The organism is Paraburkholderia lycopersici (assembly GCF_900096975.1).
Lineage (GTDB): Bacteria > Pseudomonadota > Gammaproteobacteria > Burkholderiales > Burkholderiaceae > Paraburkholderia > Paraburkholderia lycopersici.
In genome coordinates this window covers 72,380-99,128 of sequence record NZ_FMYQ01000029.1, presented here as the reverse complement: position 1 = coordinate 99,128, position 26,749 = coordinate 72,380, and the positions used below count along the sequence as shown (strand labels likewise).

At 66.2% G+C, this 26,749-nt stretch carries 23 protein-coding genes; 20 read left to right on the top strand and 3 right to left on the bottom strand.

All coding sequences use genetic code 11. From position 1 onward, the window contains the following. Positions 1–8: 8 nt before the first annotated feature. The 16 genes from rsmH (at position 9) to lpxC (ending at position 19,053) form a co-directional block, all read left to right on the top strand. A complete protein-coding gene (rsmH, locus tag BLU17_RS25840; protein ID WP_092003315.1) occupies positions 9–962 on the top strand; it encodes a 16S rRNA (cytosine(1402)-N(4))-methyltransferase RsmH in 954 nt (317 codons plus the stop codon). Then, positions 959–1,315 (top strand): cell division protein FtsL, encoded by a 357-nt coding sequence (gene ftsL, locus BLU17_RS25835; protein ID WP_092003312.1) that lies wholly within the window; start codon positions 959–961, stop codon positions 1,313–1,315. Before rsmH ends, ftsL begins: the two co-directional genes overlap by 4 nt. Beyond that, positions 1,312–3,207 carry a peptidoglycan D,D-transpeptidase FtsI family protein gene (locus tag BLU17_RS25830; RefSeq protein ID WP_092003310.1) on the top strand — a complete coding sequence of 632 codons (1,896 nt, stop codon included), beginning with the start codon at positions 1,312–1,314 and terminating at the stop codon, positions 3,205–3,207. The genes ftsL and BLU17_RS25830 overlap by 4 nt, the downstream gene beginning before the upstream one ends. Then, positions 3,204–4,754: a UDP-N-acetylmuramoyl-L-alanyl-D-glutamate--2,6-diaminopimelate ligase gene (locus BLU17_RS25825; RefSeq protein ID WP_092003307.1), complete on the top strand. Its 1,551-nt coding sequence runs from the start codon at positions 3,204–3,206 to the stop codon at positions 4,752–4,754. Before BLU17_RS25830 ends, BLU17_RS25825 begins: the two co-directional genes overlap by 4 nt. Next, on the top strand, positions 4,751–6,187 hold the full coding sequence (locus BLU17_RS25820) for a UDP-N-acetylmuramoyl-tripeptide--D-alanyl-D-alanine ligase (RefSeq protein ID WP_092003305.1): 1,437 nt from the start codon (positions 4,751–4,753) through the stop codon (positions 6,185–6,187). Before BLU17_RS25825 ends, BLU17_RS25820 begins: the two co-directional genes overlap by 4 nt. A gap of 20 nt (positions 6,188–6,207) precedes the next feature. Beyond that, complete coding sequence (mraY, locus tag BLU17_RS25815; protein ID WP_092003300.1) at positions 6,208–7,377, top strand: phospho-N-acetylmuramoyl-pentapeptide-transferase; 1,170 nt, start codon at positions 6,208–6,210, stop codon at positions 7,375–7,377. Positions 7,378–7,420: 43 nt separating this feature from the next. Then, complete coding sequence (gene murD, locus BLU17_RS25810; protein ID WP_092003297.1) at positions 7,421–8,938, top strand: UDP-N-acetylmuramoyl-L-alanine--D-glutamate ligase; 1,518 nt, start codon at positions 7,421–7,423, stop codon at positions 8,936–8,938. Next, positions 8,935–10,200, top strand: coding sequence for a putative lipid II flippase FtsW (gene ftsW / locus BLU17_RS25805; protein WP_092003294.1), 1,266 nt, complete (start codon positions 8,935–8,937; stop codon positions 10,198–10,200). Before murD ends, ftsW begins: the two co-directional genes overlap by 4 nt. Then, entirely contained in the window at positions 10,197–11,321 is a 1,125-nt protein-coding gene (murG, locus tag BLU17_RS25800; RefSeq protein WP_092003290.1) for an undecaprenyldiphospho-muramoylpentapeptide beta-N-acetylglucosaminyltransferase, read from the top strand. Before ftsW ends, murG begins: the two co-directional genes overlap by 4 nt. Continuing rightward, the gene (murC, locus tag BLU17_RS25795) at positions 11,321–12,715 is read left to right on the top strand and encodes a UDP-N-acetylmuramate--L-alanine ligase (protein WP_092003287.1); all 1,395 of its coding nucleotides are present in this window, start codon (positions 11,321–11,323) and stop codon (positions 12,713–12,715) included. Before murG ends, murC begins: the two co-directional genes overlap by 1 nt. 5 nt (positions 12,716–12,720) lie before the next feature. Then, entirely contained in the window at positions 12,721–13,662 is a 942-nt protein-coding gene (locus tag BLU17_RS25790; protein ID WP_092003360.1) for a D-alanine--D-alanine ligase, read from the top strand. Between the two features lie 60 nt (positions 13,663–13,722). Further along, the gene (locus tag BLU17_RS25785; RefSeq protein WP_092003284.1) at positions 13,723–14,478 is read left to right on the top strand and encodes a cell division protein FtsQ/DivIB; all 756 of its coding nucleotides are present in this window, start codon (positions 13,723–13,725) and stop codon (positions 14,476–14,478) included. Positions 14,479–14,505: 27 nt separating this feature from the next. Further along, on the top strand, positions 14,506–15,738 hold the full coding sequence (ftsA, locus tag BLU17_RS25780) for a cell division protein FtsA (protein WP_092003279.1): 1,233 nt from the start codon (positions 14,506–14,508) through the stop codon (positions 15,736–15,738). A gap of 139 nt (positions 15,739–15,877) precedes the next feature. Then, positions 15,878–17,080 (top strand): cell division protein FtsZ, encoded by a 1,203-nt coding sequence (gene ftsZ / locus BLU17_RS25775; protein ID WP_092003276.1) that lies wholly within the window; start codon positions 15,878–15,880, stop codon positions 17,078–17,080. Between the two features lie 284 nt (positions 17,081–17,364). After that, positions 17,365–17,874, top strand: coding sequence for a peroxiredoxin (locus BLU17_RS25770; protein WP_092003273.1), 510 nt, complete (start codon positions 17,365–17,367; stop codon positions 17,872–17,874). A 261-nt stretch (positions 17,875–18,135) separates the two neighbouring features. Continuing rightward, the gene (gene lpxC, locus BLU17_RS25765; RefSeq protein WP_092003270.1) at positions 18,136–19,053 is read left to right on the top strand and encodes a UDP-3-O-acyl-N-acetylglucosamine deacetylase; all 918 of its coding nucleotides are present in this window, start codon (positions 18,136–18,138) and stop codon (positions 19,051–19,053) included. 84 nt (positions 19,054–19,137) lie between these two features. Here the strand turns inward: lpxC and BLU17_RS25760 are convergent, their stop codons facing one another. Continuing rightward, positions 19,138–19,611, bottom strand: coding sequence for a DciA family protein (locus tag BLU17_RS25760; RefSeq protein ID WP_092003267.1), 474 nt, complete (start codon positions 19,609–19,611; stop codon positions 19,138–19,140). A 407-nt stretch (positions 19,612–20,018) separates the two neighbouring features. Here BLU17_RS25760 and secA point away from each other — a divergent pair, with 407 nt between their 5' ends. The 4 genes from secA (at position 20,019) to mutT (ending at position 25,495) form a co-directional block, all read left to right on the top strand. Then, complete coding sequence (gene secA / locus BLU17_RS25755; protein WP_092003265.1) at positions 20,019–22,823, top strand: preprotein translocase subunit SecA; 2,805 nt, start codon at positions 20,019–20,021, stop codon at positions 22,821–22,823. 122 nt (positions 22,824–22,945) lie between these two features. Beyond that, positions 22,946–24,187 carry a bifunctional glutamate N-acetyltransferase/amino-acid acetyltransferase ArgJ gene (gene argJ / locus BLU17_RS25750; protein WP_092003262.1) on the top strand — a complete coding sequence of 414 codons (1,242 nt, stop codon included), beginning with the start codon at positions 22,946–22,948 and terminating at the stop codon, positions 24,185–24,187. 16 nt (positions 24,188–24,203) lie between these two features. After that, positions 24,204–25,076: an ATP-binding protein gene (locus BLU17_RS25745; protein ID WP_092003259.1), complete on the top strand. Its 873-nt coding sequence runs from the start codon at positions 24,204–24,206 to the stop codon at positions 25,074–25,076. After that, the gene (mutT, locus tag BLU17_RS25740; protein ID WP_092003256.1) at positions 25,073–25,495 is read left to right on the top strand and encodes an 8-oxo-dGTP diphosphatase MutT; all 423 of its coding nucleotides are present in this window, start codon (positions 25,073–25,075) and stop codon (positions 25,493–25,495) included. The genes BLU17_RS25745 and mutT overlap by 4 nt, the downstream gene beginning before the upstream one ends. Before the next feature lie 89 nt (positions 25,496–25,584). On the opposite strand, the gene BLU17_RS25735 is transcribed toward mutT, so the two are convergent. Both BLU17_RS25735 and zapD read right to left on the bottom strand, forming a co-directional pair. Beyond that, positions 25,585–25,779 carry a DNA gyrase inhibitor YacG gene (locus BLU17_RS25735; protein WP_092003253.1) on the bottom strand — a complete coding sequence of 65 codons (195 nt, stop codon included), beginning with the start codon at positions 25,777–25,779 and terminating at the stop codon, positions 25,585–25,587. Positions 25,780–25,828: 49 nt separating this feature from the next. Then, positions 25,829–26,584, bottom strand: a complete 756-nt coding sequence (gene zapD / locus BLU17_RS25730) for a cell division protein ZapD (protein ID WP_092003250.1) — start codon at positions 26,582–26,584, stop codon at positions 25,829–25,831. Positions 26,585–26,749 lie beyond the last annotated feature (165 nt).

Sequence of the window (26,749 nt, the reverse complement as noted above, 5' to 3'; positions counted from 1 at the left end):
AAAGAGCTATGGCATCTGCGATGGGACAAGGATTGCAGCATCGCACGGTGCTGCTGGACGAAGCGGTCGAAGCGCTCGTTACACGCGCGGACGGCGTCTATGTGGACGGCACGTTCGGCCGCGGCGGCCACAGCCGCGCGATTCTCGGGCGCCTCGGCGAAGCCGGGCGCCTGATCGCGTTCGACAAGGACCCGCAGGCGATCGCGACGGCGCAAGCCATCGGCGATGCGCGGTTTTCGATCGTCCATGAGAGTTTTGCTTCGCTGCGCGACGAGCTCGCGTCGCGCGGAGTAGGGCGTGTGTCGGGAGTGCTGCTGGACCTTGGCGTGTCGTCGCCGCAATTCGACGATCCGCAGCGCGGTTTCAGTTTCCGCGCGAACGGCCCGCTCGACATGCGGATGGACCCGACGCGCGGCGAGTCCGCCGCTGACTGGCTCGCGCGGGCCACGTTGCAGGAACTGACGGAGGTGATTCGAGATTATGGGGAAGAACGGTTTGCTTTTCAGATTGCAAAGGCGCTTGTTGCTCGCCGGGCAGAGTCCGACCGTCTCGGGCCTCTCGACAGCACGGGCGAGCTTGCCCAAATCGTGGCTAACGTCGTCAAAACCCGTGAGAAGGGTAAGGACCCGGCAACCCGCACCTTTCAGGCTATACGGATTCACGTCAATCAAGAGCTTGCGGAGCTGCAAGTCGTTTTAGAGGCGGCTTTGGCGTCGCTGGAGCAGGGGGGGCGGCTGGTGATCATCAGCTTTCATTCGCTCGAAGACCGGATCGTCAAGCGGTTCATGCAGGCGCACGCGAGCGCGCCTGCCATCGACCGTCGCCTGCCGATCCGCGCCGTCGACCTGCCGAGCCCGCCGCTCAAGCTGCTCGGCCGCGTGTTCGCGAGCGACGAGGAAGTCGCCGCGAACCCGCGCGCCCGCTCGGCCGTGATGCGCGTCGCGGAGCGCGTCACGCCATGAACCGCCTGAACATCTTCCTGCTGATCGTCGTGATGGGGTGCGCGCTCTCGGTCGTGAACGCCACCAATCAGCAGCGCCAGATCTTCATCCAGTTGCAACGCGCGCAGTCGCAGGAGCACCAGCTCCAGCAGGATTACGCTCAACTTCAGTATCAGCAGAGTGCGCTGTCGAGGACGTCGCGCATCGAACAGATCGCCACCGACTCGCTCAAGATGCAGCCCGTCACGACCGGACGCACGCAATATCTGACGCTCGCACCGGGTGCCGCAACCGCCGCCGACGCTCCCGTGCCGACCTCGGCGCCGCCGCAGGGCGCCGCGACCACGCCTGCCCGCCGCGGAGCCGCGCGATGAAAAAGGACAATCGCCGCAAGAGCGTCGCCTTCAGCGCCAACCCCATTCTTTCCGTGCGTCTGCCGATGTGGCGCTCGAAGCTCGTCGTGTTCCTGCTCTTCATGGCGTTCGTCGCGCTTGCCGCGCGCGCGTTCTGGATCCAGGGCCCGGGCAACGCGTTCTATCAGAAGCAAGGGGAAAGCCGCTACCTGCGCACCGTCGAGTTGCCGGCCACGCGCGGCAAGATTCTCGACCGCAACGGACTCGTGCTCGCCACGAGCCTGCCCGTGCGCGCCATCTGGGCGATTCCCGAAGCCGTGCCCGACGATCTCGGCGCCGACAAGCTGGACCAGCTCGGCACGCTGCTCGGCATGAGCGCGAAGGAGCTGCGCGCGAAGCTCTCCGAAGACAAGACCTTCGTCTACGTGAAGCGCCAGGTGCCGCTCGACGTGGCGCAGAAGGTCTCGGCGCTCGACATTCCGGGCGTCTATCAACGCAACGAATACAAGCGCTTCTACCCCGAAGGCGACGTCACCGCTCACCTGATCGGCTTCACCAACGTCGAAGACGAAGGCCAGGAAGGCGTGGAACTCTCCGACCAGAAGATTCTCGCTGGAGTGCCCGGCATTCGCCACGTCATCAAGGACCGCATGGGTCACATCATCGAGGATGTGGACGAAACGGTCGTGCCCCATGATGGCAAGGATGTCGAACTATCGATCGACAGCAAGATCCAGTACATCGCCTATTCGAACCTGAAAGCGGCCGTCGAAAAGTTCAAGGCGAAGGCCGGCGCGGCGATGGTGGTGGACGTGCGCACGGGCGAAGTGCTCGCGCTCGTCAACTATCCGACCTACAACCCGAACGACCGCTCGCACCTCACGGGCGAGCAGTTGCGCAACCGCATTCTCACCGACGTGTTCGAGCCGGGCTCGATCATGAAGCCGTTCACGGTGTCGCTCGCGCTCGATTTGCACCGCGTCTCGCCGAGTACACTGGTGGATACGGGCCCGGGCCACTTCACGCTCGACGGCGCGACCATCACCGACGACGCGGCGTTCGGCGTCCTCACGGTCGGTGGCGTGATCCAGAAGTCGAGCAATATCGGCGCGACGAAGATCGCGATGACGCTCAAGCCCGAAGAAATGTGGGACATGTACACCAGCATCGGTCTCGGACAGGCGCCGAAGGTCGGGTTTCCCGGCGCGGCGGCGGGCCGTCTGCGCCCGTGGAAAAGCTGGCGCCGCATAGAGCAGGCGACGATGTCGTACGGCTACGGCCTCTCCGTTTCGCTGTTTCAGCTCGCGCGGGCGTACACGGCGATCGCGCACGACGGCCAGATCCTGCCGGTCACGATCTTCCGCCACCCCGGCGACACCCAGCCGGTGCTGGGCACGCAGGTCTTTTCGCCGGTCACGGCGCGTGAAGTGCGCACGATGCTCGAAAGCGTGGTGTCGAAGGACGGCACCTCGCCCGACGCCGCCGTGCCCGGCTACCGGGTGGGCGGCAAGTCCGGCACGGCATACAAGCACGGTCCGCATGGCTACGACCGCTCGAAGTACCGCGCTTCGTTCGTCGGCATGGCGCCGATGCCCAATCCGCGCATCGTGGTCGCGGTCTCGGTCGACGAGCCGACGGCCGGCAGCCACTTCGGCGGCGCGGTGTCGGGGCCGGTGTTCTCGGGCATCGTCGGCGATACGCTGCGCTCGCTGAACGTGCCGCCCGACATGCCGGTGAAGCAGCTCGTCGTCGAGGACGACAGCGCCGCGGGCGCCTCGGCTCCGTCTGCCGAAAACGTGCCGGCCGCTCCCGCGAAGCGCATGGTGAACTCACCCGCAAACAAGACGGCTGTGACCGCGCATCGCATGACGGTCGCGGACAACGCGAAGAACCGACCCGGAGTCGTCCGATGAGCGCCCTGCGCACCCAGCATCCCGCGCACCGGCAGATCGCGGACGCGCTCGCATGGCTGCGCGCGCACGTTGCGCCCGCAGCCGGCCTGCACGCCGACACGCGCTCGCTCAAGCAGGGCGACGTATTTCTCGCCTATGCCGTGGAAGGCGCGGACAACCGTCGGCACATCGCCGGCGCGATCGAGCGCGGCGCCGCTGCAGTGCTGTATCAGCCGGAAGGCTATGCGGGCCGGCAACCGGACACGACGATCGCGCTTGCCGTGCCGCAGCTCGACGTGCTCGCGGGCGAAATCGCGAGCGGCTGGTACGGCGACCCGAGCGACGCGATGCTCGTGGTCGGCGTGACGGGCACCAACGGCAAGACTTCGTGTAGCCAGTGGGTCGCTTCGGCGCTCACGGGCATTGGCCAGAAGTGCGCCATCGTCGGCACGCTCGGCAGCGGCTTTCCCGGACAGCTCGTGCACACCGGTTTCACCACGCCGGATGCGCCGCAGCTTCAGCGCAGCCTCGCGCAGTTGCGCAGCGAGGGTGCGCAGGCCGTGGCGATGGAAGTTTCGTCGCACGCGTTGCATCAGGGCCGCGTGAACGGCACCTCGTTCGACGTCGCCATCTTCACGAATCTTACGCAGGACCATCTCGATTATCACCGCACGTTCGAGGCCTACGAGGCCGCGAAAGCGCGTCTCTTCGCATGGCCGGGCCTGCGCGCCGCGGTCGTCAATGCCGACGACGCAGCGGGCCGCCGCCTGATCGCGGCCACGCGGGGCAAGGCCCGCACGATCGCGTACGGCGTGCAGACGCTCGCCGCCGATGCGCCGGCCGCCGACGCCTGGTTGCGCGCGAAGGACGTGCGCGCGACGGCCACCGGCACGGTTTTCCATCTGGAAACGTCGGACTGGGGTGAGGCGCAAGTCGAGGTGCAGGTTCTCGGCCTTTTCAACGTCAGCAATCTGCTCGGCGTGCTCGGCGCGCTGCTCGCGGCGAACGTGCCGCTCGTCGCGGCGCTCAACGAAATCGCGAAGCTGCAGCCGGTGAACGGCCGCATGGAGCGCCTCGGCGGCCGCGCCGATCAGGACGAGCCGCTTGTCGTGATCGACTACGCGCACACGCCCGACGCGCTCGAAAAGACGCTCGAAGCATTGCGCCCGATCGCGGCTGCGCGCGGTGGCCAGCTCGTCTGCATGTTCGGCTGCGGCGGCGATCGCGACGCGACCAAGCGTCCGCTGATGGGCGCGATCGCCGAACGCCTCGCCGACCAGGTCGTCGTGACGAGCGACAACCCGCGCAGCGAGTCGCCGGCCGCGATCATCGAGCAGATCGCGCAAGGCATGCACGAGCCCGCAAAGGCGCGCTGCATCGAGGACCGCGCGAGCGCGATTCTGCAGGCGGTGCGCGGCGCGGCGCGCGAAGACGTCGTCGTGCTGGCCGGCAAGGGCCACGAGGCGACCCAGGAAATCATGGGCAAGAAGCGCGCGTTCTCCGACCAGGACCACGCGCGGCTTGCCCTCGCAGCTCGTGCCACGCACGGGCGCGGAGGCGGTGAATGACAATGCTTTCCCTGCGCGAAGCAGCGGCGCTGATTCCCGGCGCAAGCGTACTCGGCGACGAGAACGCAACGTTCGAGCGCATTTCGACCGATAGCCGCACGGCGGGCCCCGGCGATCTCTTCGTCGCGCTCAAGGGCGACCGCTTCGACGCGCACGACTTTCTCGGCGAGGTCGCGAACCGTCACGTGAGCGCGGCGCTCGTCTCGCGCAGTCCCGGCGACTGGCGCATTCCCGCGCTGCGCGTGGACGACACGCGCACGGCGCTCGGCGCGCTCGCGCTCGGCTGGCGGCGGCGCTTTTCGATGCCGCTCGTCGCCGTGACGGGCAGCAACGGCAAGACGACCGTCAAGGAAATGATCGCGTCGATCTTCGCGGCGGCCGTCGGCGAAAATTCGCGGCTCGCGACGAGCGGCAACCTCAACAACGACATCGGCTTGCCGTTAACGTTGCTGCGTTTGAGCGGCGCTCACCGGCTGGCCGTGGTCGAACTCGGCATGAATCATCCGGGCGAGACCGACCTGCTCGCGAAAATCGCCGAGCCGACGGTCGCGGTGGTGAACAACGCGCAGCGCGAACATCAGGAGTTCATGGCGACGGTGGAAGCCGTCGCGCTCGAGCACGCGAGCGTGATTCACGCGCTCAAGCCCACGGGCGTCGCAGTGTTCCCCGCCGACGACGCCTATGCGGGCATCTGGCGCGTGGCGGCGACCGGGTCGCGCGTCCTCGACTTCGCGCTCCATACGCATACCGGCGCGGTCGATGCGGCGGTTACCGGCAAGCTCGTTGGCAACGCGGGCGGCAACCGTCTCGCGATCGCGACGCCGGAAGGCCACCTCGAGGTGGAACTGAAGGTGCTCGGCGCGCACAACGCGCACAACTCGCTCGCGGCCACGGCGGCGGCGCTCGCGGCGGGCGTGCCGCTCGAGGCGATCGGCCGGGGGCTGGAGGCGTTCGAGCCGGTGAAAGGCCGTCTGCAGGTCAAGCGCGCGGCGCTTGGCGAGCTGGCGGGCGCAACGGTGATCGACGACACCTACAACGCCAATCCCGATTCGGTCCGCGCGGCAATCGACGTGCTCGCTTCGCACGCGTCGCCGCGCGTGCTCGTGCTGGGCGACATGGGCGAAGTCGGCGACGACGGCCCGGCGTTTCACCGCGAAGTGGGCGCCTATGCGAAAGAGCGCGGCATCGACGCGCTCTACACGCTCGGCGACGCCGCGCGTGACATCGCGGCGGCGTTCGGCGCGCAGGCGCTGCATGCCGCGGATGTCGGCGAACTCGTGCGGGCGCTTGCCGGCGGCGGCTACGGCGCCGGCGCAACGATTCTCGTGAAAGGCTCGCGCTTCATGCAGATGGAGCGCGTGGTGGCGGCTTTGACAAGCCCGCTCACGAATCCGCAAACCCCTGCGCCGGACGCCGCGTCCGGCGCGCACTGAAATACGAAGGAATACAAGGCATGCTACTGGCGCTGGCGCAATGGCTGCAGAATGACGCAAGCTTCTTGCGCGTGTTCAGTTATCTGACGTTCCGTGCGGTGATGGCGACCATCACCGCGATGGCGATCGGGCTTTTCCTCGGCCCATGGGTGATTCGCAAGCTCACCGCGATGAAGGTCGGCCAGGCTGTGCGCACGGATGGCCCGCAAACGCACCTCGTGAAGTCCGGCACGCCCACCATGGGCGGCGTGCTCATTCTGTTGGGCATCGCCGTTTCCACGCTGCTGTGGGGCGATCTGACGAACCGCTTCATCTGGATCGTGATGCTCGTCACGTTCGGCTATGGCGCGATCGGCTGGGTCGACGACTATCGCAAGGTCGTCCACAAGGACCCGCGCGGCATGTCGTCGCGCGAGAAGTACTTCTGGCAGTCGGTGATCGGGCTCTTCGCGGCGGTGTATCTCGCGTTCAGCGTCTCCGAGGCGAGCAACGTGCGCGTGTTCGACCTTTTCATGGCCTGGGTGAAGAGCGGCCTCTCGATGGGCCTGCCCGCGCGCGCCGATCTGCTGCTGCCGTTCCTCAAGTCGATCAGCTATCCGCTCGGCGTGTGGGGCTTCATCGCGCTCACGTATTTCGTGATCGTCGGCGCGAGCAACGCCGTGAACCTCACCGACGGCCTCGACGGCCTCGTCATCATGCCGGTCGTGCTCGTGGGCGCGTCGCTCGGCGTGTTCGCGTACGTGATGGGCAGCTCGGTCTACTCGAAGTACCTGCTGTTCCCGCACATTCCCGGCGCGGGCGAACTGCTGATCTTCTGCTCGGCGATGGGCGGGGCGGGGCTCGCGTTCCTCTGGTTCAACACGTACCCCGCGCAGGTGTTCATGGGCGACGTGGGCGCGCTCGCGCTCGGCGGCGCGCTCGGCACCATCGCGGTGATCGTGCGCCAGGAAATCGTGCTCTTCATCATGGGCGGCATCTTCGTGGCGGAAACGCTTTCCGTGATGCTCCAGGTCACCTGGTTCAAGTACACGAAAAAGCGCTACGGCGAAGGGCGCCGCATCTTCAAGATGGCGCCGCTGCATCACCATTTCGAGCTGTCCGGCTGGAAGGAGACGCAGGTTGTCGTGCGCTTCTGGGTCATCACGCTGATGCTGTGTCTGATCGGCTTGTCGACGCTGAAGCTGCGTTGACCGGCATTCCGTGTTCATCAGGGTAACGAAGGAAAGGCAAGCAATGTTTGGCGAGAAGTTTCGGGATCGGCAAACGCCGATGGTGCTCGTGCTGGGACTCGGGGAATCGGGTCTCGCGATGGCGCGTTGGTGCGCGCGGCATGGTTGCCGCCTGCGCGTCGCCGACACGCGCGAAGCGCCGCCCGGGTTGCCCGAACTCGCCGTGCACGGCGTCGAGGCCGATTTCGTGGGCGGTCCGTTCACGACCGCGCTGCTCGACGGCGTGGAACTCGTGGCGATCAGCCCGGGACTTTCGCCGCTCGCCGAAGATCTCGTGCCGCTGATCGCGGCGGCGCGCGAGCTCGGCATCGACGTGTGGGGCGAACTCGAACTCTTCGCCCAGGCGCTGCGCCATCTGGGCGAGAGCGGTTACGCGCCGAAGGTGCTCGCCATTACCGGCACGAACGGCAAAACCACCACGACGAGCCTCGCGGGCATGCTCTGCGAGCGCGCGGGCAAGCGCGTGGCCGTGGCGGGCAACATCAGCCCGGCCATGCTCGACAAGCTTGCCGAAGCTATCGACAACACCGCGCTGCCCGACATCTGGGTGCTCGAGCTGTCGAGCTTCCAGCTGGAGACGGCGCATACGTTCGAGCCCGACGCCGCGGCGATTCTCAACATCACGCAGGATCACCTCGACTGGCACGGCGGACTCGACGCCTACGCGGCCGCGAAGGGCCGCATCTTCGGGCCGCGCACCACGCGCGTGCTCAACCGCGACGACGCACGCGTGATGTCGCTCGCGCATGTGAAAGCGAACGGTGACGCGAAGATCGTGACCTTCGGCCTGAACGAGCCGCAAAACGACGGCGACTTTGGCCTCTTGCGCGAGAACGGCATGCAGTGGCTCGTGCAGGCTCACGACCTCGACGCAACGGACGAACCCGTTTCGCCGCGCCGTCGCAAGCAGCAGGAAGCCGCGCCCGTGAACCTCGCGATGAAGCGCCTCATGCCCGCCGACGCGCTGCGCATTCGCGGTCTGCACAACGCGGCGAACGCGCTCGCGGCATTCGCGCTCACGCGCGCGATCGACCTGCCGCCCGCGCCGCTCCTGCACGGCTTGCGCGAATATCGCGGCGAGCCGCACCGCGTGGAGCTGATCGCTTCGATCGACGGCGTCGACTACGTGGACGACAGCAAGGGCACGAACGTCGGCGCGACGGTCGCGGCGCTCGACGGCCTCGCGCAGCGCGCGGTGCTGATCGCCGGCGGCGACGGCAAAGGCCAGGACTTCGGCCCGCTCGCGGCGCCCGTCGAGCGCTGGTGCCGCGCCGTGATGCTGATCGGCCGCGACGCGCCGAGAATTCGCGCGGCGCTCGAAGAAACCGGCATCGCGATGAGCGACCACGCAACGCTCGAAGAAGCCACGCGCGCGGCCACGGCACTCGCCCAGCCGGGCGACGTGGTGCTGCTTTCGCCCGCGTGCGCGAGCCTCGACATGTTCCGCAACTACGCCCATCGCGCGGCGGTGTTCCGCGACACGGTGGAAGACATCGCCGCAGAACGGGGGACGATGATATGAGCTGGTCCGAACGATTCGGTGCGCGTTTGTCGCGCGAAGGCGGTCAGGCCGGCGCCTCGTCGAGCGGCGGCGCGCGCTCGGGCGGCCTCGCGAGCGTCGTCAACGGCGTGCGGCCCGGCCGTTCGCGCATGCTCGACTATGACCATTCGCTGCTGTGGGCCGTGGTCGCGCTGCTCGGACTCGGCGTGGTGATGGTCTACTCGGCCTCGATCGCCATGCCCGATTCGCCGAAGTACGCGTCGTACCGCGACTGGGCGTTCCTCGTGCGCCACATCGTTTCGCTCGTGATCGGAACGGTCGCGGCGCTCGTCGCCTTTCGCATCCCCGTGTCCACGTGGGACCGCTACGCGCCCAAGCTCTTTCTCATCGCGCTCGCGATGCTCGTCGTCGTGCTGATTCCGCACATCGGCAAGGGCGTGAACGGGGCGCGGCGCTGGATTCCGCTCGGCATCACGAACATGCAGCCGTCGGAAATCATGAAGCTCGCCGTGACGGTCTACGCGGCCAACTACACGGTGCGCAAGCAGGAATACATGCACAGCTTCGCGAAGGGCTTCCTGCCGATGGCGTTCGCCGTGGGCGTGGTGGGCGCGCTGCTGCTGCTCGAACCCGACATGGGCGCGTTCATGGTGATCGCGGCGATCGCGATGGGCGCGCTGTTCCTTGGCGGCGTGAACGGCAAGCTGTTCGGCGGCCTCGTGGCGACGGCCGTCGGCACCTTTACGCTGCTCGTGTGGGCGTCGCCGTGGCGTCGCGAGCGGATCTTCGCGTACCTCGATCCGTGGGACGACCGCTACGCGCAGGGCAAGGCGTATCAGCTCACGCATTCGCTCATCGCGTTCGGCCGCGGCGAGTGGTTCGGCGTGGGGCTCGGCGGCAGCGTCGAGAAGCTCAACTATCTGCCCGAAGCGCATACCGACTTCATTCTTGCCGTGATCGGCGAGGAACTGGGCTTCATCGGCGTGCTCGTCGTGATCCTGCTTTTCTACTGGATCGTGCGCCGCTCGTTCGAGATCGGCCGCCAGGCGCTCGCGCTCGACCGCACGTTTGCGGGCCTCGTCGCCAAGGGCCTGGGCGTCTGGTTCGGCGCGCAGGCCTTCATCAACATGGGCGTGAACCTCGGCCTCCTGCCGACCAAAGGTCTCACGCTGCCGCTCGTGAGCTACGGCGGCTCGGGCATTTTGCTCAACTGCATCGCGGTGGCGCTGCTGCTGCGCGTCGATTACGAGAACCGGGTTTTGATGCGCGGAGGGAAAGTATGACCGCGGCAACGCGCACGCTCATGGTGATGGCCGGCGGAACCGGGGGACACGTGTTCCCGGGGCTCGCCGTCGCGCATCGCATGGAGCAGTGGGGCTGGCGCGTGGTGTGGCTCGGCAATCCCGCGGGCATGGAAGCGACGCTCGTGCCGAAGCATGGCATCGCGATGGAATACGTGCGCTTTGGCGGCGTGCGCGGCAAGGGCATCAAGACCAAGCTGATGTTGCCGCTCAATCTGCTGCGCGCATGCACGCAAAGCCTCGCGGCGCTGCGGCGCGTGAAGCCCGATGTCGTGCTCGGCATGGGCGGCTACATCACGTTTCCGGCGGGCGTGATGAGCGCGCTGTCGGGCCGCCCGCTCGTGCTGCACGAGCAGAACTCGATTGCGGGTCTCGCGAACAAGGTGCTCGCGAGGCTCGCGAAGCGCGTGCTCGTGGCATTCCCCGGTGCGTTGCCGCACGCCGAGTGGACCGGCAACCCGATCCGCGAGGCGCTCGAACACGTCGACCAGCCGAAGGCGCGCTACGCGGCGCGCAGCGGTCCGCTGCGCGTGCTCGTGGTGGGCGGCAGCCTCGGCGCCGCGGCGCTCAACGAGGTCGTGCCGCGCGCGCTCGCGTTGCTCGCGCCGGGCGAGCGTCCGCGCGTCGTGCATCAGGCGGGCGCGAAACATATCGAGGCGCTGAAGGCCAATTACGTCGCGGCCGGGCTGCTCGACGCCAACGCGCCAGCCGACGCATCGGACCGCGACGTGCAACTCGTGCCGTTCATCGACGACATGGCGAGCGCTTACGAGAGCGCCGACCTCGTGATCTGCCGTTCGGGCGCCATGACCGTGGCCGAGATCGCGGCGGTAGGCGTGGCGGCGTGCTTCGTGCCGTTCCCGTACGCCGTGGACGACCATCAGACCACCAATGCCGCGTTCCTCGCCGACAAGGACGCAGCGCTCGTGGTGCAGCAACGCGACCTGACGGCGGAAGGACTCGCCGACTGGTTGCGGCAACAGACCAGAACATCGCTGGCGGAAATGGCCGAGCGCGCCCGCGCGCTCGCGAAACCCGACGCCGCCGATCAGGTCGCGCGCATCTGCGCGACCGTGGCGGGCGCAAGTCCGGGAGGAAAGTAATGAAACACATCGTCAAACATATCCATTTCGTCGGCATCGGCGGTGCGGGCATGAGCGGCATCGCCGAAGTGCTCGTCAACCTCGGCTATCAGGTAAGCGGCTCGGACCTCGCGAAAAACGCGGTCACCGATCGACTCGCCGCGCTCGGCGCGCGCATCGCGATCGGCCATGCCGAGGAAAACATCGAAGGCGCGAACGCCGTGGTCGTTTCGACCGCGGTGCGCAGCGACAACCCGGAAGTGCTTGCGGCGCGCCATCGCCGTATTCCCATCGTGCCGCGGGCCGTGATGCTCGCGGAACTCATGCGCCTGAAGCAGGGCATCGCGATCGCGGGCACGCACGGCAAGACCACCACGACGTCGCTCGTCGCGAGTGTGCTGGCGGCGGGCGGGCTCGATCCGACTTTCGTGATCGGCGGGCGCCTCATCAGCGCGGGCGCGAACGCGCGCCTCGGCACGGGCGATTTCATCGTCGCGGAAGCCGACGAATCGGACGCCTCGTTCCTCAATCTTTTCCCGGTGATCGAAGTCATTACGAACATCGACGCCGATCACATGGACACCTACGGGCACGACTTCGCGCGCCTGAAGCAGGCGTTCATCGAGTTCACGCACCGGCTACCGTTCTACGGCATCGCGGTGCTGTGCGTCGACGACCCGAACGTGAAGGAAATCCTGCCGTTCGTTTCGAAGCCGATCATCCGTTACGGCTTCGCGTCCGACGCGCAGGTGCGCGCCGTGAACGTGCTCGCGCGCGACGGCAAGATGTACTTCACGGTGATGCGCGAAGACGCGCCGTCGCTCGACATCGTGCTGAACCTGCCGGGTACGCATAACGTGCAGAACGCGCTCGCGGCGATCGCGATCGCAACCGAACTCGAAGTGAAGGACGCGGACATCCAGCGCGCGCTCGCGGAATTCAACGGCGTGGGCCGGCGTTTTCAGCGCTACGGCGAGATTCCGGTCAACGGCGGTGGTGCCTGGACGTTGATCGACGACTACGGCCACCACCCGGTGGAGATGGCCGCGACGATCGCGGCGGCGCGCGGCGCGTTTCCCGAACGCCGCCTCGTGCTCGCGTTCCAGCCGCACCGTTACACGCGCACGCGCGACTGCTTCGAGGATTTCGTGAAGGTGCTGTCGACCGTCGACGCGCTCGTGCTGACCGACGTCTATGCGGCCGGCGAAGCGCCGATCGTCGCCGCCGACGGCCGCGCGCTCGCCCGTGCGATTCGCGTGGCGGGCAAGGTCGAGCCGGTGTTCGTGGAGACCGTGGATGAAGTGCCGGAGGCGCTCGCGGCAGTGGTGCGCGACGGCGATGTGGTGATTACGATGGGCGCGGGTTCGATCGGCGGTGTGCCGGGCAGGATCGTAGCCCAGGAACAGAAGGCGTGAGCGAGATGAGCAGTATCGATCCCAAACAATTCGGCAAGGTCGCGGTGTTGTACGGTGGCGTGTCCGCCGAACGCGAGGTGTCGCTCAAGTCGGGCACGCTGGTGCTGCAGGCGCTGCGGAGCGCCGGCATCGACGCGCATGCGTTCGACCCGTCCGAGCGCCCGCTGTCCGCGCTGAAGGACGAGGGCTTCGTGCGCGCGTTCAACGCGCTGCATGGCGGCTACGGCGAGAACGGCCAGATCCAGGGCGCGCTCGACTTCTACGGCATCCGCTATACGGGCACGGGCGTGCTCGGCTCCGCGCTCGGGCTCGACAAGTTCCGCAGCAAGCTCGTGTGGCAGCAGCTCGGCATTCCGACGCCGCCGTTCGAAACGGTGCTGCGCGGCGACGACTACGCCGCGCGCGCGCCGCAGATCGTCGCGAAGCTCGGCCTGCCGCTCTTCGTGAAGCCCGCGAGCGAAGGCTCGAGCGTTGCCGTCATCAAGGTGAAGGCCGAAGCCGACCTCGTGCCGGCGCTCGAAGAAGCCGCGAAGTTCGACAAGATCGTGCTCGTGGAAAAGAGCATTGAAGGCGGCGGCGAGTACACCGCGTGCATCGCGGGCGACCTCGATCTGCCGATCATCAAGATCGTGCCGGCGGGCGAGTTCTACGATTACGACGCGAAGTACATCCTCGACTCGACGCAGTATCTGATTCCCTGCGGCGTCTCGCCCGAAAAAGAAGCGGAGCTGAAGCAGCTCGCGCGCCGCGCGTTCGACGTGCTGGGCTGCACCGACTGGGGCCGCGCCGATTTCATGATGGACGGCGCGGGCAACGCGTATTTCCTCGAAGTGAACACGGCGCCCGGCATGACCGATCACTCGCTGCCGCCGAAGGCGGCGCGGGCGGTGGGCATCGAGTATCGCGACCTCGTGGTGCGCGTGCTGGCGCTCACGCTGAAAGATTGAAACCCTAAATAATCTCTGACCGACGAATTGCCGTACCTGCATTGAACCGACAATCTCGACATGTGGAATAACGTACGCCAGCTCAACCTTGCCGCCAACGCGTTGCACGCGCTGCTCGCGCTCGCGTTGCTGGCGGCTGGCTGCTACTGGCTCGTGCAGCGTCCGAACTTCTCGCTGCGCGAAATCCGTATCGAGGGCGACACCGAGCACATCAACGCGCCTACGGTACGCGCGGGCGTGGTCGGCCGGCTGAAGGGCAACTTCTTCACCGTCGATCTGGACGCGGCGCGCGCCGCGTTCGAGCAGATGCCATGGGTGCGCCACGCGAGCGTGCGCCGCGTATGGCCCAATGCGCTGGCTGTCACGCTCGAAGAGTACAAACCGTTGGGCACGTGGGGCAGCGATCAACTGGTAAGCACCGACGGCGAACTCTTCACCGCGAACCAGGGCGAACTGGATGAAGACCTGCCCGCGTTCGACGGACCCGACGGCACCGCCCCCGAAGTGGTCGCGCGCTATCGCGATCTCGAGAAGTGGTTCGCGCCGCTCGGGCTCACGCCCGACGAGGTGACGCTCTCGCCGCGCTACGCGTGGACGGTGAAGCTCTCGAACGGCATGCAGGTGGAACTCGGCCGCGAGCGCAACGCCGACACGCTCAGCGAGCGCTCGCACCGGCTAATCGCGGCGTGGTCGGCGGTGACGCAACGTTGGGGCAAAGAGATCGAATACGCGGACTTGCGTTATCCGAACGGGTTTGCGATAAGGGCGGCCGGCATGCGCTTCATCAGTGACACGCCCGCTCCGGGCAAGAAGTAACAGGACATCACACGCAACGAGCACGATATGAGTAAAGACTATAAGGATCTGCTGGTCAGCCTCGACATCGGGACGTCGAAGGTGGTGGCCGTCGTCGCCGAAATGAAGGGCGACGGCCACTACGAGGTGATCGGCCTTGGCCAGAGCGAATCGAAAGGTCTCAAGAAGGGCGTGGTGGTGAACATCGAGGCCACGGTGCAGTCTATCCAGCGTGCGCTCGAAGAAGCGGAACTCATGGCCGACTGCAAGATCACTAATGTGTTCACCGGCATCGCGGGCAGCCACATCCGCAGCTTCAACTCGAGCGGCATGGTCGCCATCAAGGAGAAGGAAGTCACGCAGGCCGACGTCGCGCGTGTGATCGAAACGGCCAAGGCGATCAACATCCCGACCGACCAGCAGGTGCTGCATATCCTCACGCAGGAATTCATCATCGACGGCCAGGAGGACGTGCGCGAGCCGATCGGCATGAGCGGCATCCGCCTCGAAGTGAAGGTGCACATCGTGACGGGCGCGGTGAGCGCGGCGCAGAACATCGTCAAGTGCGTGCGCCGCTGCGGGCTCGAAGTGAACGACCTCATCCTGCAGCCGCTCGCGTCGTCGCTGGCGGTGCTGACCGAGGACGAGAAGGAACTGGGCGTGGTGCTCGTCGACGTCGGCGGCGGCACGACCGACATCGCGATCTTCAGCGAAGGCGCGATCCGTCATACCGCGGTGATTCCGATCGCCGGCGACCAGGTGACGAGCGACATCGCGATGGCGCTGCGCACGCCGACGCCCGACGCGGAAGATATCAAGGTCAGCTACGGCATCGCGAAGCAGGCGCTCGCCGATCCGGACGAAATGATCGAAGTGCCGGGGCTCGGCGAGCGCGGTCCGCGCACGCTGTCGCGCCAGGCGCTGGCGGCCGTGATCGAGCCGCGCGTCGAAGAACTGTTCTCGCTCGTGCAGCAGGTCGTGCGCGAGTCGGGCTACGAAGAATTGCTGAGTTCGGGCGTCGTGCTCACGGGCGGCGCCGCGATGATGCCGGGCATGGTCGAACTCGGCGAGGACATTTTCCTCAAGCCGGTGCGCATCGGCGTGCCGGAATATGCGGGCGGTCTCGCCGACGTGGTGCGCAATCCGCGCTACTCGACGGCGATGGGCCTGCTCGTGGAAGGCCGCTCGCAGCGCATGCGCGGGCGCAAGGTTGCAGTGCAGTCGGGGTCGATGGGCCAGGTCTTTTCGCGCATGAAGGACTGGTTCCTCGGCAACTTCTGAAACGCAGGCGCAGGACAGAAGGCGAAGTACGAGCTTCGAAAATCGCGCCGGTGACGGCGGCTGGCGCGCAGCGGAAGGTTGCCCGATCTTCCACTGGATAACGGCCGAGGAGCGGAATCTTTTTCTTGACGGAGGCAACATGGAATTCCAGATGCTGGAAACGGAAACCAACGGCACCATCATCAAGGTGGTAGGCGTTGGCGGTGCTGGCGGCAATGCCGTGCAGCACATGATCAACCGCGGCGTGCAAGGCGTCGATTTCATCGTGATGAACACCGATGCACAGGCGCTCTCGCGCTCGCGTGCATCGGCGGTGATCCAGCTCGGCAACACGGGCCTCGGCGCTGGTGCGAAGCCGGAAATGGGCCGCGCGGCCGCGGAAGAAGCGCGTGAGCGCATCGCCGACGCCCTGCGCGGCGCGCACATGGTCTTCATCACCGCCGGCATGGGCGGCGGCACCGGCACGGGCGCAGCCCCGGTCGTCGCGCAGATCGCCAAGGAAATGGGCATTCTCACGGTTGGCGTGGTGAGCAAGCCGTTCGAATTCGAAGGCGGCAAGCGCATGCGCGTCGCGGAAGCCGGCTCGCAGCAACTGGAGGATCACGTCGACTCGCTGATCGTCGTCCTGAACGACAAGCTGTTCGACGTGATGGGCGATGACGCCGAGATGGACAAGTGCTTCCAGTGCGCTGACGACGTTCTGAACAACGCAGTCGCGGGCATCGCCGAAATCATCAACGTCGACGGTCTCGTGAACGTCGACTTCGAAGACGTGAAGACGGTGATGGGCGAGCAGGGCAAGGCGATGATGGGCACGGCGACGGTCGCCGGCGTCGATCGCGCGCGCCTCGCGGCCGAGCAGGCCGTGGCGAGCCCGCTGCTCGAAGGCGTCGATCTGTCGGGCGCGCGCGGCGTGCTGGTCAACATCACGTCGAGCCGTTCGCTGCGTCTGTCCGAAACGCGCGAGGTGATGAACACCATCAAGAGCTATGCCGCGGAAGATGCAACGGTGATCTTCGGCGCGGTGTACGACGACGCGATGGGCGACGCGCTGCGCGTGACGGTGGTCGCGACGGGCCTTGGCCGTGCGGCGAAGAAGCAGCAAGCGGCGCCGATGCAACTGCTGCGCACGGGCACTGACAACCATCCGGTCCCGGCCCCGGCGGGCGCGTACGCACCGCAGCACAGCGGCCACGGCAACACGGCCGACTACGGTGCGCTCGACACGCCGGCGGTATGGCGCACGTCGCGCGACACCGCGGCTTCGCACGTGCAGGCGCTGCAGGAAAAGGGCGTCGACACGTACGACATCCCGGCCTTCCTGCGCAAGCAGGCGGACTGAGTGCGAGCAGGTCCGCCGCGGCGTGGGATCGGGGCAGGGCGCTAACGCGCCAGCTCTGATCGCCACCCAGACGGACGGCGCGCTGCATTGCGATGAAGGCGAGCAAGACCAGCAAGGCCGCATCCGCGAGGATGCGCGGCAGGGACGGTTGCCCACCACGCGCATGGCGTGGAGGGACAGGCGCGGTGTCGCCCGACGAACCTGCACGACCTTGAAGTACATCGTTGCCCAACATTGCAGGATGCGCGCGCGAGACGCTTGCACATCGTTGCAAAGGACGAGTCATGATCAAACAGGGTGAAACGCTGCCCGACGCGACCCTCTTCGAGTTCGTCGAAGACGCGCGCGAGGGGTGCACGCTGGGGCCGAACAGCTTCGACGTGCGAACGGAAGCGGCGGGCAAGCGCGTGGTGATCTTCGGATTGCCGGGCGCGTTCACGCCCACGTGCTCCGCGAAGCACGTGCCGGGTTATGTCGAACACTACGACGCGCTGCGCGCGGCCGGTGTCGACGAGATCTGGTGCGTCTCCGTCAACGACGCGTTCGTCATGGGCGCGTGGGGGCGCGATCAGCGTACCTCGGGCAAGGTACGCATGATGGCCGACGGCAGCGCGGCGTTGACTCGTGCACTCGGACTGGAGCAGGATTTGTCGGCGCGTGGCATGGGAATCCGCTCCCAGCGCTATGCGATGGTGATCGACGACGGTGTGGTCAAGACGCTGCACGTCGAAGCGCCCGGCAAGTTCGAAGTAAGCGATGCCGCGAGCATACTCGCCACGTTGACCCGCGCATGAGCGCAGTTCGCGGGCGCTGCGTTGCCTTGAGGCAACGCGAGTCCGTGGCGCAAATGTGACAGGCGATTACGCGAGCCCAGCGGGCCGATCACCCCGGGAACGCCTCCGTTCCGGGAATCGGCCCGCCCTCCATCGGCGACTGGGTAACGATGGGAAACAGTTTGTCACGCCGGTGAGAACGACGGACTTGCCGCAACTGGAGTATAATTCGTGCTATGAATTAAAAAGTCCCGATTGGGATTTTCAATGAGCAGAAAAACCATGTTGAAGCAGCGAACCATCAAATCGATCGTGAAGACAGTCGGCATCGGCCTGCATTCGGGGCGCAAGGTCGACTTGACGCTCCGTCCGGCGGCGCCGGACACGGGCATCGTGTTTTCGCGCGTGGATTTGCCCACGCCGGTGGATATTCCCGCATCGGCGATGGCGATCGGCGACACTCGTCTGGCCTCGGTGCTGCAGAAGGACGGCGCACGTGTTTCGACGATCGAGCACCTCATGTCCGCCTGCGCGGGTCTTGGCATCGACAACCTCTACGTCGACGTGACGGCGGAAGAAATTCCGATCATGGACGGCAGCGCGGCTTCGTTCGTGTTCCTGATCCAGTCGGCGGGCATTGAAGAGCAAAACGCTCCCAAGAAGTTCATCAAGGTCAAAAAACCGGTCGAGATCCGCGAGGGCGACAAGTTTGCGCGTCTCGAGCCGTATTTCGGCTTCAAGCTCAAGTTCACGATCGATTTCCGCCATCCGGCCGTCGACAAGACGGGCCAGGCGCTCGAAGTGGACTTCGCGAATACCTCGTATGTGCGCGAGATCGCGCGTGCCCGCACCTTCGGCTTCGCGCACGAAGTGGAGATGATGCGCGAGCTGGGTCTCGCGCGCGGCGGCAGCATGGACAACGCGATCGTGCTGGACGAGTACCGCATCCTGAACAACGACGGCCTGCGCTACGACGACGAGTTCGTGAAGCACAAGATGCTCGACGCGATCGGCGATCTGTACGTGGTCGGCCATCCGCTGCTGGCGGCGTACGACGCCTACAAGTCGGGCCACGGCCTGAACAATGCGCTGCTGCGCGAACTGCTCGCGAACGAAGACGCCTACGAGATCGTCACGTTCGACGATCCGCAGAAGGCGCCGCGCGGCTTCGGCTACGAGGCGCAGACGGCGTTTGCCTGAGCGTTTCGGGATGAATGGCGAAAAGGGCGGCTATATGCCGCCTTTTTCTTTTTGCGCGATTTTGAGTGACTGGCGGCCGCTGGCTCAACGCTTTTTCGTGTGGCGAGCCGCCATTTTTGCCAGCGCGGCCTGCAGTGGCGATGGTTCCAGCGTTTCGCTGAGCGCCTGGAGCGCTGCCGCGCCCACTGGCGTCATGCGCGCCTGCTTGGGCGGCGCGGGGTCTTTCACGGCCTGCGGACGCACGCGGATACGCACGCTGTTCAGGGCCCAGCCGCGGGCCTGCAAGTCGGCCACGAGCCGCGGCTCCAGATGCCGCAGCCGCGCCGCAAGTGCATTGTGTGCGGCGAAGAGAGCCAGCGTCCCGTCCTTGATGAAGCCGGGCTCCACGCTAGCCGCGAGATAGTCGGGCAGCAGTGCGTTGAGGTCGCGCTGGATTGCCGCGATTTGCTCGACGCCTGCGCGCAACGGCGCGAACGCATCCGTGCGGCTCAGCACTTCGGCGAGCGGCTGTGGGGCGCGCGGTCCCGTGGACCTTGAAAACGGCGAGAAACGGCTCATGTGGCGTAAGGACGGGCGAGTGCGCAGGCGGCGTTTCGTTGCCGGCCGCGGCCTGATGCAGTTGAATGCAGCGAAGCGCGCTACGTGGCTGCGATGCCGTCATTGTAGCCTGCACGCCGTCCGTCAACGCGCCTTCAGGCCATTCGGCCAGGACCGTATCGCGGCCCATCGCCGCATGGCGGGAAGGCCGTCCGCGCGGGCATCGCGCACACCGGCGCCGTCTTTCCGCTGACACAGGCGGCTGTGAGGGCGCGTGCTAAAATGCCCGATTCGAATCCACCATTTTGGGCTTAAGCCGCCGAGATCCTTCCGATCCGGGTGCGCGGTGCGCGTGCAGGCGTTGCACGACCCGCCGAATCCGCCCGCGCAGGAATCCCGGCCGAAGCCGCGACGCAGACTCCGATCCGATGACCACCGGTTTCTTACAGAAAATCTTTGGCAGCCGCAATCAGCGCCTGATCAAGCAATATCAGAAGACGGTCGCGGCGATCAACGCGCTCGAACCGAAGATCGAGCAGTACAGCGACGAGCAGCTGCGCGCGAAGACGGTCGAGTTCCGTGAGCGCGTGGCCAACGGCACCTCGCTCGACGAGCTGCTGCCCGAGGCGTTCGCCGTCTGCCGCGAGGCCAGCAAGCGCGTGCTGAAGATGCGCCACTTCGACGTGCAACTGATCGGCGGCATGGTGCTGCACTACGGCAAGATCGCCGAAATGCGCACCGGCGAAGGCAAGACGCTCGTCGCCACGCTGGCTGCGTACCTGAACGCGCTGTCCGGCCGCGGCGTGCACGTCGTGACGGTGAACGACTACCTCGCGCAGCGCGACGCCGAATGGATGGGCCGTCTTTACAACTTCCTCGGCCTGAGTGTCGGCATCAATCTCTCGCAGATGGACCACGCGATGAAGCAGCAAGCTTACGCGGCGGACATCACCTACGGCACGAACAACGAGTTCGGCTTCGACTACCTGCGCGACAACATGGTCTACGAGACCGAGGCGCGCGTGCAGCGGGCGCTGAACTTCGCCGTGGTCGACGAGGTGGACTCGATCCTGATCGACGAGGCGCGCACGCCGCTCATCATTTCGGGCCAGGCCGAGGACCACACCGAACTCTACGTGCGCATGAACGCGCTGCCGCCGCTGCTCGAACGCCAGATCGGCGAGGAGAAAGCCGACGGCACGGGCGTCGAAAAGCCGGGCGACTACACGCTCGACGAAAAGGCGCGCCAGGTGTTCCTCACGGAATCGGGGCACGAGAAGGCCGAGCGCATGCTCGCCGAGTGGGGCCTGATCGGCCAGGGCGAGAGCCTCTACGCGCCGCAGAACATCACGCTGATGCACCACGTGTACGCTGCGCTGCGCGCCCACACGCTGTTCCACAAGGACCAGCACTACGTGGTGCAGAACGGCGAAGTCATCATCGTCGACGAATTCACCGGCCGTCTGATGGCCGGCCGCCGCTGGTCGGACGGCCTGCACCAGGCCGTCGAGGCGAAGGAGCACGTGAAGATCCAGAGCGAGAACCAGACGCTCGCCTCGATCACGTTCCAGAACTACTTCCGCATGTACGCGAAGCTCTCGGGCATGACCGGCACGGCCGACACCGAAGCGTACGAGTTCAACGAGATCTACGGTCTCGAAACGGTCGTGATCCCGACCAACCGCGTGCCCAAGCGCATCGACAAGCAGGACCAGATCTACAAGACGGCGAAGGAGCGCTACGACGCGGTGATCCGCGACATTCGCGAATGCTACGAGCGCGGCCAGCCGGTGCTGGTCGGCACGACGTCGATCGAAAACTCCGAGCTGCTCTCGCACCTGCTCACGAAGGCCGGTCTGCCGCACGAAGTGCTGAACGCGAAGCAGCACGCGCGCGAAGCGGCGATCGTCGCCGAAGCCGGGCGCCCGAAGCGCATTACCATCGCGACCAACATGGCCGGCCGCGGCACCGACATCGTGCTCGGCGGCAATGCGGAAAAGCAGGCCGCGTTCCTCGAAGCCGACGAATCGATCCCCGCCGACGAGAAGGCGCGCCGCATCCAGCAGCTCCACGACGAGTGGCAGACGCTGCACGACCAGGTGAAGGCCGCGGGCGGCCTGCACATCATCGGCACCGAGCGGCACGAGTCGCGCCGCATCGACAATCAGTTGCGCGGCCGTGCGGGGCGCCAGGGCGATCCGGGTTCGTCGCGCTTCTACCTGTCGCTCGAAGATCCGCTGCTGCGCATTTTCGCGGGCGACCGCGTGCGCGCGATCATGGACCGCCTGAAGATGCCCGAGGGCGAGGCGATCGAGGCGGGCATCGTCACGCGCTCGATCGAGTCGGCGCAGCGCAAGGTCGAGGCGCGCAACTTCGACATCCGCAAGCAGCTGCTCGAATACGACGACGTTTCGAACGACCAGCGCAAGGTGATCTACCAGCAGCGCAACGAGCTGCTCGAGGCGCACGACATCACCGAGACGATCGGCGCGATGCGTCACGGTGTGGTCACCGACATCGTGCGCCAGTACGTGCCGCACGGCAGCATTGAAGAGCAGTGGGACGTGCCCGAACTCGAAGAAGTGCTGCGCAACGACTGGCAGCTCGATCTCGCGATCCAGGAGATGATCAACGAGTCGTCGTCCATCGACGCCGACGAGATTCTCGAAGCCGTTATCGCGGCCGCCGACGAAGCGTACGAGCAGAAGGTCGCGCTCGTGGGCCGCGAATCGTTCAGCGCGTTCGAGCGCTCGGTCATGCTGCAAACGCTCGACCGTAGCTGGCGCGAACACCTCGCTGCGCTCGACCATCTGCGCCAGGGCATCCATCTGCGCGGCTATGCGCAGAAGAACCCGAAGCAGGAGTACAAGCGCGAGGCGTTCGAACTGTTCGCCGCGATGCTCGAAGCCGTGAAGCTCGAAGTCACGCGGATCGTGATGAACGTGCAGATCCAGTCGCCGGAGCAGCTCGAACAGGCGGCCGAGCAGATCGAAGAGCATGGCAATCATCTGGAGAACGTCGAGTTTCGCCATGCCGAGTTCGCCGAGGCCGACGCGGCGCCCGGTCCCGCGGCTGCCGCGCCGGTCGCGGCCGACGCCGCCGCGGCAATGGTCGGCGCGGCCATGAGCCATACGCCGTCAGTGGGGCACGATCTGCCGAAGGTCGGTCGCAACGACCCGTGCCCCTGCGGCAGCGGCAAGAAGTACAAGCAGTGCCACGGCAAGATCTCGTGACGCAGGCTTGAACGTAGATTCCGGTGGCCCGCTCTTCGTGGCGGGCCTTGCGTTTTGAATCCCCGATGCCGGCCAGGCCTTGAGCGCCTTGGCCGGCATCGCCTTTTCGACAGGTCGCCACCATGGCTGTCAATTTCCCCTCGATTGATCCCGCACAACTTCATCCGGTCGCCGGCGTGACGCTCGGCTGGGCGGAAGCCAGCATCCGCAAGCCCAACCGCAAGGACGTGCTGGTGATTTCCGTCGATGAAGGCGCGAGCGTGGCCGGCGTGTTCACGCTGAACCGTTTCTGCGCCGCGCCGGTGACCGTGTGTCGCGAGCATCTCGCGAAGGTGCGCGCAGGCGGCAAGGGAATCCGCGGGCTGGTGGTGAACACCGGCAACGCGAACGCCGGCACCGGCGAGCCGGGCCTCGCTCACGCGCGCGAGACCTGCGACGAGCTCGCGCGCCTCGCCGGCCTCGAGCCCTCGCAGGTGCTGCCGTTCTCGACCGGCGTGATCCTCGAACCGCTGCCCATCGACCGCCTGAAGGCGGGCCTGCCCGCCGCGCTCGAAAGCCGCAAGGCCGCGAACTGGTACGACGCCGCGCAGGCCATCATGACGACCGACACGCTGCCGAAGGCCGTGTCGCGCCAGGTCGCCATCGACGGCCACACGGTCACGTTCACGGGCATTAGCAAGGGCGCGGGCATGATCAAGCCGAACATGGCGACGATGCTCGGCTTCCTCGCCTTCGACGCGAACGTCGCGCAGCCCGTGCTCGACGAACTCGTGAAATACGTGGCCGACCGCTCGTTCAACTGCATCACCATCGACGGCGACACCTCGACCAACGACTCGTTCATCCTGATCGCCTCCGGCAAGTCGAGCCTGCCCGCGATCGCTTCGACGGACACGCCCGCCTATGCCGCGCTGCGCGACGCGGTGACGGCAGTTGCCCAGGAGCTGTCGCAATTGATCGTGCGTGACGGCGAAGGCGCGACCAAGTTCATGACCGTGCAGGTGGAAGGCGGCCGGAACGTGGCCGAATGCCGTCAGATCGCGTACGCGATCGGCCACTCCCCCCTCGTGAAGACGGCGTTCTATGCGTCGGACCCCAACCTGGGCCGCATTCTCGCGGCGATCGGCTATGCCGGCGTGACGGATCTCGACGTCGACAAGATCGACCTCTATCTCGACGACGTCCTCGTGGCCAAGGCGGGCGGCCGCAATCCGGCATACCGCGAAGAGGACGGCCAGCGCGTCATGAAGAAGAGCGAGATCCTGATTCGCGTGCTGCTCGGCCGTGGCGACGCGCAGGCCACCATCTGGACCTGCGATCTCTCGCACGACTACGTGAGCATCAACGCCGATTACCGTTCCTGATTCACGCCTTCACCACATGGACAAGCTCGAACAGTTTCTGACCCGCGCCGAAGCGCTGCTCGGCCGCCTCGAAGCCGTGCTGCCGCCGTCCGCGCCCGACGTCGACTGGAACGCGGCCGTCGCGTTTCGCTGGCGCAAGCGCCAGGGGCGCGGCTTTCTGCAGCCGGTGCCGTCGATCTCGCTGATCACGCTCGACGACCTGCAGAACATCGACCGCCAGAAAGAGCTCATCGACCGCAACACGCGCCAGTTCGTGCAGAAGAAGCCCGCGAACAACGTGCTGTTGACCGGCGCGCGCGGCACCGGCAAGTCGTCGCTGATCAAGGCCTGCCTGAACGCCTACGCGCAGGACGGCCTGCGCCTCATCGAAGTCGACAAGGACGATCTGCACGACCTCGGCGACATCGTCGATCTGATCTCGACGCGCCCGGAGCGCTTCATCGTCTTCTGCGACGACCTCTCGTTCGAGGAAGGCGAGTCGGGCTACAAGGCGCTGAAGGTGGCGCTGGACGGCTCAGTGGCCGCGCAGTCGGACAACGTGCTGATTTACGCAACCTCGAACCGCCGCCATTTGCTGCCCGAGTACATGAGCGACAACGAGTCGTACAAGCACATGCCCGACGGCGAGATCCATCCCGGCGAAGTCGTGGAGGAGAAAATCTCGCTTTCCGAGCGCTTCGGGCTCTGGGTCAGCTTTTATCCGTTCAAGCAGGACGACTATCTGACGATCGTCGGCCATTGGCTGCGCCATTTCGGCTGCAATGACGCCGAAGTCGAATCGGCGCGTGGCGACGCGCTCGTCTGGGCGCTGGAGCGCGGCTCGCGTTCGGGTCGCGTGGCCTGGCAATTCGCGCGCGACTGGTCGGGCAAGAAGGCGCAAGAGGCATGAGCGCCGAAGCCAACGCAGCAAAGACCGGCGCGCGCCCCGTGACGGAAGTCGCGGTGGGCGTGCTCGTGCAGCCCGACGGCCGCTATCTGCTCGCGCAACGCCCCGAAGGCAAGCCGTATGCAGGCTACTGGGAGTTTCCCGGCGGCAAGCTGGAGAAGGGCGAGACGGTTGAAGCCGCGCTCGCGCGCGAGCTGCATGAGGAGCTGGGTATCGACGTGAAGGCTTGCCACTTGTGGCACACGCTCGAGCACGATTATCCGCACGCGTACGTGCGCCTCTTCTTCTGCAAGGTGACCGAGTGGGCAGGCGAGCCGCACGGCCGCGAAGGCCAGGCGTTCGTCTGGCAGTCGTTGCCGGCCAGTGTCGAGCCGCTGCTGCCCGCGACGATTCCTGTGCTGGAGTGGCTCGCTGCGGAGTGAAACTGCGCTGCCATGAAGCGAAAAGCCGCTGTGCAACGTTGCACAGCGGCTTTTTTTTCGGCTGGCTGGAACGACTCCGAGCGCAGCGCTTATTGACGTGTGTCGCCTGGCGGGGCGTCTTCGGGCGGCGTCTCGTCGTCGGCACCGCCGATACGGTACTTTTCGGCCGCCCACGCGCCGAGATCCATCTGTTTGCAGCGCTCGGAGCAGAACGGGCGGAAGCGGTTTTCCGGCACCCAACGGACAGCCTTGCCGCAGGTTGGACATTTGACGACAGTGGTCATGCGATAGAACTTTCGTTGCGTTTGGTCTGGTGGAGCGACGCTGCCGGCGTCACAGGCTGCAGAGCGTGAGCTGGAACGGCACGTCCTGATCGACGGCGCGCGGCCGCAGATCGCCGTCCTGCACGGTGAACCGCACCCACAGCATGTACTTGTTGGCGCTCGCTTCCGGAATCACGCGCAATTCCGGTGCCACGCGTACCTGCATGAGCTGATACGCTCGGCCCGACAACATTTGCTGATAGCTGCCCTGCATTGCCATCACCTTCGACGCCTGGCCTGACTCGCGCGCGAGACGCAGCACGATGGCGGCGGCGTCTCGCAGCGGCAAAAGCGGCGTGACCCATTTGGCGATATCCTGACGGCGCTGGTCGGGGTGCAACTGCTGCCACGCGTAATACGACGGCAGGTCGAACTTGCAGGTTCCGCCGGGAATGATCGCGCGGCTGCGGATACTCGTGAGCCACTCGTTGTCCATCAGATGCTGGCCCGTCTTGCCTTGCATCTGCGTGAGGCCGGCGAGCGTCTGCTCGATTTCACCCAGCACCGTTTCGAGCGCATTCTGCTCGATGCCCGGATTGCCGCGGAACGGCGCGAGCGTTTGGCGCTGGCGCTCGAGTTCCTTCATGAGGTCTGACTTCAAGTCGGCGCGGCCAGCAACTTCGGTGATTTCGAAGAGCGTGGTGAGCGCGACGTGATGTTCCCTCGGATCCTCCTGGGTCAGGAAAAACGTGAAGCGCTCGAACAGGTCTTCGAGGCGCAGCAGCGTCCGGATTCGCTCGTTGAAGGGATACTCGTAAAGAATCAAGCGCGCTCGCCTCGGGCGTGGTAGGTGACGGATTGCAGGACATTCTAATGCCGTGGGACTACGGTCGCAATCGCGCCGCCGCGGCGCTTTGCCGATGTGTCCCGCTAATTTCGACCGCGCGCTGCCCCGCGAAGCGGTTCGACTGGTGGGACACCCGGGAGTTCT

Excerpts from the sequence above, each read along its gene's own strand:
- ftsL (WP_092003312.1), top strand. The coding sequence starts at position 959 with ATGAACCGCCTGAACATCTTCCTGCTGATCGTCGTGATGGGGTGCGCG.
- BLU17_RS25735 (WP_092003253.1), bottom strand. The coding sequence starts at position 25,779 with ATGACCACTGTCGTCAAATGTCCAACCTGCGGCAAGGCTGTCCGTTGG.
- BLU17_RS25745 (WP_092003259.1), top strand. The coding sequence starts at position 24,204 with ATGGACAAGCTCGAACAGTTTCTGACCCGCGCCGAAGCGCTGCTCGGC.
- BLU17_RS25770 (WP_092003273.1), top strand. The coding sequence starts at position 17,365 with ATGATCAAACAGGGTGAAACGCTGCCCGACGCGACCCTCTTCGAGTTC.
- ftsA (WP_092003279.1), top strand. The coding sequence starts at position 14,506 with ATGAGTAAAGACTATAAGGATCTGCTGGTCAGCCTCGACATCGGGACG.
- murC (WP_092003287.1), top strand. The coding sequence starts at position 11,321 with ATGAAACACATCGTCAAACATATCCATTTCGTCGGCATCGGCGGTGCG.
- BLU17_RS25830 (WP_092003310.1), top strand. The coding sequence starts at position 1,312 with ATGAAAAAGGACAATCGCCGCAAGAGCGTCGCCTTCAGCGCCAACCCC.
- BLU17_RS25825 (WP_092003307.1), top strand. The coding sequence starts at position 3,204 with ATGAGCGCCCTGCGCACCCAGCATCCCGCGCACCGGCAGATCGCGGAC.
- BLU17_RS25790 (WP_092003360.1), top strand. The coding sequence starts at position 12,721 with ATGAGCAGTATCGATCCCAAACAATTCGGCAAGGTCGCGGTGTTGTAC.
- murG (WP_092003290.1), top strand. The coding sequence starts at position 10,197 with ATGACCGCGGCAACGCGCACGCTCATGGTGATGGCCGGCGGAACCGGG.
- BLU17_RS25820 (WP_092003305.1), top strand. The coding sequence starts at position 4,751 with ATGACAATGCTTTCCCTGCGCGAAGCAGCGGCGCTGATTCCCGGCGCA.
- lpxC (WP_092003270.1), top strand. The coding sequence starts at position 18,136 with ATGTTGAAGCAGCGAACCATCAAATCGATCGTGAAGACAGTCGGCATC.
- murD (WP_092003297.1), top strand. The coding sequence starts at position 7,421 with ATGTTTGGCGAGAAGTTTCGGGATCGGCAAACGCCGATGGTGCTCGTG.
- mutT (WP_092003256.1), top strand. The coding sequence starts at position 25,073 with ATGAGCGCCGAAGCCAACGCAGCAAAGACCGGCGCGCGCCCCGTGACG.
- rsmH (WP_092003315.1), top strand. The coding sequence starts at position 9 with ATGGCATCTGCGATGGGACAAGGATTGCAGCATCGCACGGTGCTGCTG.
- secA (WP_092003265.1), top strand. The coding sequence starts at position 20,019 with ATGACCACCGGTTTCTTACAGAAAATCTTTGGCAGCCGCAATCAGCGC.
- mraY (WP_092003300.1), top strand. The coding sequence starts at position 6,208 with ATGCTACTGGCGCTGGCGCAATGGCTGCAGAATGACGCAAGCTTCTTG.
- argJ (WP_092003262.1), top strand. The coding sequence starts at position 22,946 with ATGGCTGTCAATTTCCCCTCGATTGATCCCGCACAACTTCATCCGGTC.
- ftsW (WP_092003294.1), top strand. The coding sequence starts at position 8,935 with ATGAGCTGGTCCGAACGATTCGGTGCGCGTTTGTCGCGCGAAGGCGGT.
- BLU17_RS25760 (WP_092003267.1), bottom strand. The coding sequence starts at position 19,611 with ATGAGCCGTTTCTCGCCGTTTTCAAGGTCCACGGGACCGCGCGCCCCA.
- ftsZ (WP_092003276.1), top strand. The coding sequence starts at position 15,878 with ATGGAATTCCAGATGCTGGAAACGGAAACCAACGGCACCATCATCAAG.
- BLU17_RS25785 (WP_092003284.1), top strand. The coding sequence starts at position 13,723 with ATGTGGAATAACGTACGCCAGCTCAACCTTGCCGCCAACGCGTTGCAC.